Origin of the sequence: Paracoccus versutus (assembly GCF_000763885.1) — a bacterium.
GTDB lineage: Bacteria > Pseudomonadota > Alphaproteobacteria > Rhodobacterales > Rhodobacteraceae > Paracoccus > Paracoccus versutus.
The window spans coordinates 47,062-53,470 of sequence record NZ_JRKO01000041.1; the positions used below are offsets into that span (position 1 = coordinate 47,062).

Sequence of the window (6,409 nt, forward strand, 5' to 3'; positions counted from 1 at the left end):
AAAGCGAGCCTGCCGGCGAAATTCGCCTATGCCTTCCCGGCGTAACGGTCCACCAGCGAAAGCAGGGTCTCGACCACCGCATCCCTGATGGGATCGCGGACATCCCGCGCCCAGACCACATGCAGCGGCAATTTCAGCCGCAGGCTGTCGTCGGGCAGGGCCAGCGCGCAGACATGAACGTCGCGCGGCACGAACCCGGACCACCAGCGCGGCACGATCGCCGCGCCGATCCCCGCGGCGACCATGTTCATCATCGTCTGCTTCTCGTCCGCGTTCTGGACGATGCGGGGCTCGACCCCGGCATGCTCGAAAAGCGCCAGGACCAGATCGTGGCTATGCGGACGCGAGCGGCGATCCGGCACGATCAGCGGCACGTCGCGCAGGCTGGGAATATCGACCTCCTGCCGGGCAGAAAGCGGATGGCCGGGCGGCAAGACGACGACCGAGGATTCGTTAAGCAGGAAATGCCCGCGCAGCCGGCGGTGAAACGGCTTCAGCCCCGGCCGCACCAGCGCCAGATCCAGATTGCCCGCCAGCAGCCGCGGGATCAGCTTGATCGAGCGTTCCTCGACCAGCTGGATCCTCAGGTCCGGCAGGATGGCATGCACCGCCTTGAGCAGGCCGGTAACCAGGCCGCTGGCGGCGGTGTCGATGGCCCCCAGCCGCAGGACCTGGCCGCCCTTGCGGCCCAGCCTGCGCCAGCGTGCCTGGGCCGCGTCCGCCTCGGCCAGCAGGGCGCGCGCCTCCTTGATGATGCGCATGCCTTCCGCGGTGATGACGACCGAGCGCGTCGTGCGCTCGAAGATCTGCACGCCCAGGCTGTCCTCGAGCTGGCGCACGGCGCGGCCAAGCGCGGCCGGCAGCATCTCGAGCCGGGCGGCGGCGCGCCCGAAATGCATCTCGTCCGCCACCGCGACGGCGCAGCGCAACTGTCGAAGCTCCATGCCGGCCTCATCCTAATTGTTCCATTTTATTATATAATAAACGAACGATTGAGAACAGCGCCCCCACGCCCGTAATTTCTCCCGAGGCGCGGAGGAGTGCGCCTTTACCGGTCACATCGGGAGGATCAGATGGGCGATGCGCTCGAAAAGCGCGTCATGAGTAAGATCTCGTGGCGCATCATACCCTTCATCATGCTGCTTTATTTCATCGCGTTCCTCGACCGCGTGAACGTGGGCTTCGCGGCCATCCACATGAACGAGGATCTGGGCCTGTCGCCCGCCATCTTCGGTTTCGGCGCCGGGCTGTTCTTCATCGGCTATTTCCTGTTCGAGGTGCCCTCGAACCTGGCGCTGGAAAGGTTCGGCGCGCGGATCTGGATCGCCCGCGTCATGCTGACCTGGGGCCTGATCTCGGGCGCCATGGCCTTCGTGCAGGGACCGACCAGCTTCTATATCCTGCGCTTCCTGCTGGGCGCGGCCGAGGCCGGCTTCTTTCCGGGCATCATCCTGTATCTCAGCTACTGGTTCCCCGCGAAAAGCCGCGCGCAGGTGACGGCGCTGTTCATGGCCGCGGCGCCGATCTCGGTCGCGCTCGGTTCGCCGATCTCGGGCGCGCTGCTGGAGATGGAGGGGCTGATGGGCTGGCACGGCTGGCAGTGGATGTTCGTGCTCGAGGCGGCGCCGGCGCTGATCCTGGGCGTCGTGGTGCTGTTCTACCTGACCGACCGGCCGGAAAAGGCGAAATGGCTGGCAGCCGACGAACGCGCATGGCTGGCCAGCACCATGAACGCCGAGCGTGCGGCCAAGGACAAGGCCGGGGCCAGCCATTCGATCCTGAAGGGGCTGACCGATCCGCGCGTCCTGGCGCTGGCGCTGGTCTATTTCGGCACCTCGGCCGGGCTTTACACGCTGGGGATCTGGGCGCCGCAGATGCTGCACGGGCTGGGCCTGACCTCGTTCCAGACCGGCCTTGTCAACGCCATCCCGCCGATCTTTGCCGTCGTCGCCATGTATCTGTGGTCGCGCCATTCCGACCGCACCGGCGAGCGCACCTGGCATGTGACGCTGGCCTGCATCGCCGCCGGGGCGGGCCTGTTCTTCGCCGGCTTTGCCGTCTCGCTGGCCGCCGTCGTCCTGGCGCTGGTGGTGGTGAATGCCGGCGTCAGCGCCGCCAAGCCGCCGCTGTGGTCGATGCCGACCATGTTCCTGTCCGGCTCGGCCGCGGCCACCGGCATCGCCACGATCAACTCGCTGGGCAACCTTGGCGGTTTCGTCGGCCCCTATGTCATCGGCCTGATCAAGCAGGCGACCGGCAGCTTCGAATGGGGCCTCTATTTCGTCGCCGGCCTGCTGATCCTGTCGGCCGTCGTCACCCTGATCATCGCCGGCACGGCGCGCCGCTCGGCCGCCCTTTGGTCCAACGCCATCCAGAAAGGCTGAACCCCATGACCATTGCACAGAAAGCGTCAGAGCTGACCACCGAATCCCGCACCTATCGCATTGCCGCCATTCCCGCCGACGGGATCGGCCCCGAGGTCATCGCCGCCGGCCTGCAAGCGCTGGAGGCGCTGGCCAGGCGCGACGGCACCTTCCGCTTTGACGTGACCGAGTTCGACTGGGGCTCGGACCGCTACAAGAGGACCGGCGCGCTGATGCCCGAGGACGGGCCGGAGCAGTTGCGGGCCTTCGACGCCATCTTCTTCGGCGCTGTGGGTGCGCCGGACGTGCCCGACCATATCACGCTTTGGGGCCTGCGCCTGCCGATCTGCCAGGGTTTCGACCAATATGCCAACGTGCGCCCGACCAAGATCCTGCCCGGCATCCGGTCGCCGCTGGAAAGCGTCGGCCCCGGCGACCTGGACTGGGTGATCGTGCGCGAGAACTCCGAGGGGGAATATTCCGGCCATGGCGGCCGCGCCCACAAGGGCCTGCCCGAAGAGGTCGGCACCGAGGTCGCCATCTTCACCCGCGTCGGCGTCACCCGGATCATGCGCTATGCCTTCAAGCTGGCGCAGTCCCGGCCGCGCAAGCTGTTGACGGTCGTCACCAAGTCCAATGCGCAGCGCCACGGCATGGTGATGTGGGACGAGATCGCGGCCGAGGTCTCGCGGGAATTCCCCGACGTGACCTGGGACAAGATGCTGGTCGATGCGATGACCGTGCGCATGGTCAAGAACCCGCAAAGCCTCGACACCATCGTCGCGACGAACCTGCACGCGGACATCCTGTCGGATCTGGCGGGCGCGCTGGCCGGCAGCCTGGGCGTGGCGCCCACCGGCAATATCGACCCGGAACGGCGCTATCCCTCGATGTTCGAGCCGATCCACGGCTCGGCCTTCGACATCACCGGCAAGGGCATCGCCAACCCGGTCGCGACCTTCTGGACCGCGGCGCAGATGCTGGAGCATCTGGGCGAGGCTGATGCGGCCAGGCGCCTGATGACGGCGGTCGAGCAGGTCTGCGCCGATGGCGTGATGACCCCCGACGTGGGCGGGACGGCCACCACGCAGCAGGTCACGGAAGCCGTCTGCGCGGCCATCCGCGGCGCCAATATCTGAGGCAAGGCGATGGCTCGCGACCCCAGGGATTTCCTGCTGCGCCTGTTTTCCGCGGCGGTGGACAGCGCCGATCCGGCGAAGACGGTCGCGCGCCATCTGCCGGACCCGCCGCGCGGCCGGGTCGTCGTGGTGGGGGCGGGCAAGTCCGCCGCCGCCATGGCCCGCGCGGTCGAGGAGGCCTGGCCCGGCGTGGACCTGTCGGGGGTGGTCGTCACCCGCTACGGCCATGCCGTGCCGACCCGCCGGATCGAGGTGATCGAGGCCGCGCATCCCGTTCCCGACCGGAACGGCGCCCAGGCGGCGCGGCGCATCCTGGATGCGGTCGGCGGGCTCGGCCCCGAGGATCTGGTGCTGGCGCTGATCTCGGGCGGCGGCTCGGCGCTGATGACCGCGCCTGCGCCGGGGCTGACGCTGGACGACAAGATGCGGGTGAACCGCCTGCTTCTGGCCTCCGGGGCGCCGATTTCGGTGATGAACCGGGTGCGGCGGCGGCTATCGGCCATCAAGGGCGGACGGCTGGCGCTGGCGGCGGCGCCGGCGCGGGTGGTGACGCTGGCGATCTCGGACGTGCCGGGGGACGATCCGCTGGCCATCGCCTCGGGACCGACGGTGCATGACCCGGATGCGGGGGCGGACCTGTCCGAGGTGGTGCGGATGCTTGGCCCCGACCTGCCCGAGCCGGCGCGCCGCCTGCTGCTGGAAGTGCCCGAGCCCCTGCCGGCATTCGGGGCGGATTACCGGCTGATCTCGACCCCGATGCTGGCGCTTGAGGCGGCGGCGGCCCGCGCCCGCGCCGAGGGGGCGACGCCCCTGATCCTCGGCGACGCCATCGAGGGCGAGGCAGCCGCGGCGGGCCAGGTCATGGCCGGCATCGCCCGATCCGCCGCGCTGCATGGCCAGCCGGTCCGGGGCCCGGCCGTGCTGCTGTCGGGCGGCGAGACCACCGTCACCATCGGCGCGGCCAAGCCCGGCCGCGGTGGGCGCAATACCGAGTTCCTGCTGGCCATGGCGCTGGCGCTGGACGGCACCTCGATCCACGCGCTGGCCTGCGACACCGACGGCATCGACGGGACCGAGGATGCGGCGGGCGCGATCATCGCCCCCGACACGCTGCCCCGCGCCCGCGCGGCCGGGCTGGACCCGGCGGCGGTGCTGGCGGGCCATGACAGCTATGGCCTGTTCGCGCGGCTCGGCGACCTGGTCAAGACCGGGCCGACCCTGACCAATGTCAACGACTTCAGGGCGGTATACATTCCATAGACCCAACCCCTGGCGCCGGGGGTCGGGGCGGCCGTGGCGCTGGACCTCGTCCCCGTGCTGCGCCGCTGTGCGGTCTGCGGCCCTGATCCTGGCCCTGGCTGCATCCGCGCGCCCTGGGATGACTGCCCCGGTCGGGGCCAGGGCTTCGAACACCGCGCCCTTCCGCTTTCGATGAGCGGCAGCTATTCGGCGGTAAGGTTCGCCGCCTCGGCGCGGGTCGCGCGGTCGAGGATCAGCGGCATGAGCCCGCCTTTCGCCAGGGTCTCGACCTCAAGGCTCGTCTCGATGGCAGCGGTCGCCTCGAACGCCTCGACCCTGCCCGAGGCGCGGTGGATCGCCACGCGGACAGGCCCGCGCGGTTCCAGCCGCGATGGATCGAGCGTGATCCCGACCCGGTCCACGACCGTCAGCGCCAGCGACTGCGGCGTCGTTCCCGCAGGCAGGCGCAGCGGCAGGATGCCCATGCCGATCAGGTTCGAGCGGTGGATGCGCTCGAAGGCCTCGGCTCGGCGCTGGCGGCGGTGTTGCTGGTGCTGGTCGTCGGCCTGATCTGGATTCTGTCGCGGATCGTCCGGCTCGACCGGCTGCTCTGATCCGTTCCCCGTCGCTTCCAGCCAGAAAGAGCCACCATGCGCAACGATCAACCCGGCCGGATCAGCACCCTTTGCGTTTATGCGGCGATGCTGTTTCTGATCGCGCCGCTGCTGGCGGTGATCCCGATCTCGTTCACGCCCAAGCATTTCCTGTCGATGCCGGACGGCGACTGGTCGCTGCGCCATTATCAGGAGCTGATGTCCAGCGCGCAATGGCACGACGGCATCCTGACCAGCGCCTTGGTGGCGCTGCTCGCCGCAGGGCTGGCGACCGTCTTCGCGACGCTGTTCTGCATCGGGATCGGGTATGCGAAATCGCGCTACGGCGCGGCTTTCATCGGCATCGTGCTGGCGCCCCTGGCGGTGCCGCCGATCATCTCGGCGCTGGCGCTCTATTTCCTCGTCACCCCACCAACACCTTCGACACGCTGCCGGGGGTGGTGATCTCGCATGCGGTGATGGCGGTGCCCTATGCCGTGGTGGCGCTCCTGGTCACGCGGAGCCAGGTCGACCGCCGGATCGAACTTGCCGTGCGCAACCCCGGCGCCTTGATCTGGCAGACGACCTTCTGGGTGGTCCTGCCCAACATCCGCTTCGGCGTGCTGACCGCCGCTTTCCTGTCCTTCGTGAAGTCATGGGAGGAAATCGCGGTCACGCTGTTCGGCACCTCGGTCAAGATCGTGGCCCTGCCGCGCATGATCTGGGCCGGGCTGCGAGACAACGTCGATCCCGTCATCGCGGTGATCTCGGTGGCGCTGATCCTGCTGACCCTGTTCGGCATGATCGCCAAGCTGATCGTGTCGCTGCGCCCGAAGGCATGAACCTTGCCCGGCGTCGATCGCGAGCCATGGAAAGCAAAGGAAGACTCGCATGGTTCTTGAAGGTATTTACACGCCTGTGATCACGCCGTTCCAGGGGGATGGCTCGAGGGGCTGAACGACGGCGAAAAGGCCGAGCTGGAAGGCGTCATCGCCACGCTGAAGACCGCCGTCCAGGCCATCGTGGAAGGGAAGTGAGATGACCGATCTGCTGAGCACCGAGGATTACAGGGCCA

7 protein-coding genes are annotated in these 6,409 nt (G+C 68.6%); 5 read left to right on the top strand and 2 right to left on the bottom strand.

From position 1 onward, the window contains the following. Positions 1 to 26: 26 nt before the first annotated feature. Entirely contained in the window at positions 27 to 944 is a 918-nt protein-coding gene (locus IT40_RS18015; protein ID WP_036758028.1) for a LysR family transcriptional regulator, read from the bottom strand. A 129-nt stretch (positions 945 to 1,073) separates the two neighbouring features. Between IT40_RS18015 and IT40_RS18020 the strand changes: the two genes are divergently transcribed. The 3 genes from IT40_RS18020 to IT40_RS18030 are packed head-to-tail and all read left to right on the top strand — an operon-like array spanning position 1,074 to position 4,762. Next, positions 1,074 to 2,384, top strand: a complete 1,311-nt coding sequence (locus tag IT40_RS18020; protein ID WP_036758030.1) for an MFS transporter — start codon at positions 1,074 to 1,076, stop codon at positions 2,382 to 2,384. 5 nt (positions 2,385 to 2,389) lie between these two features. Further along, the gene (locus IT40_RS18025) at positions 2,390 to 3,502 is read left to right on the top strand and encodes a tartrate dehydrogenase (RefSeq protein ID WP_052096122.1); all 1,113 of its coding nucleotides are present in this window, start codon (positions 2,390 to 2,392) and stop codon (positions 3,500 to 3,502) included. A gap of 9 nt (positions 3,503 to 3,511) precedes the next feature. Continuing rightward, positions 3,512 to 4,762, top strand: a complete 1,251-nt coding sequence (locus IT40_RS18030; RefSeq protein ID WP_036758032.1) for a glycerate kinase type-2 family protein — start codon at positions 3,512 to 3,514, stop codon at positions 4,760 to 4,762. 182 nt (positions 4,763 to 4,944) lie between these two features. On the opposite strand, the gene IT40_RS30540 is transcribed toward IT40_RS18030, so the two are convergent. Continuing rightward, a complete protein-coding gene (locus IT40_RS30540; protein ID WP_036758034.1) occupies positions 4,945 to 5,226 on the bottom strand; it encodes a hypothetical protein in 282 nt (93 codons plus the stop codon). A 165-nt stretch (positions 5,227 to 5,391) separates the two neighbouring features. On the opposite strand from IT40_RS30540, the gene IT40_RS29665 reads away from it, so the two are divergent. Together IT40_RS29665 and IT40_RS29670 are read left to right on the top strand one after the other, a co-directional pair. Beyond that, positions 5,392 to 5,799 (top strand): ABC transporter permease, encoded by a 408-nt coding sequence (locus IT40_RS29665; RefSeq protein WP_208021278.1) that lies wholly within the window; start codon positions 5,392 to 5,394, stop codon positions 5,797 to 5,799. After that, positions 5,793 to 6,176 carry an ABC transporter permease gene (locus IT40_RS29670; RefSeq protein ID WP_208021279.1) on the top strand — a complete coding sequence of 128 codons (384 nt, stop codon included), beginning with the start codon at positions 5,793 to 5,795 and terminating at the stop codon, positions 6,174 to 6,176. The genes IT40_RS29665 and IT40_RS29670 overlap by 7 nt, the downstream gene beginning before the upstream one ends. Positions 6,177 to 6,409 lie beyond the last annotated feature (233 nt).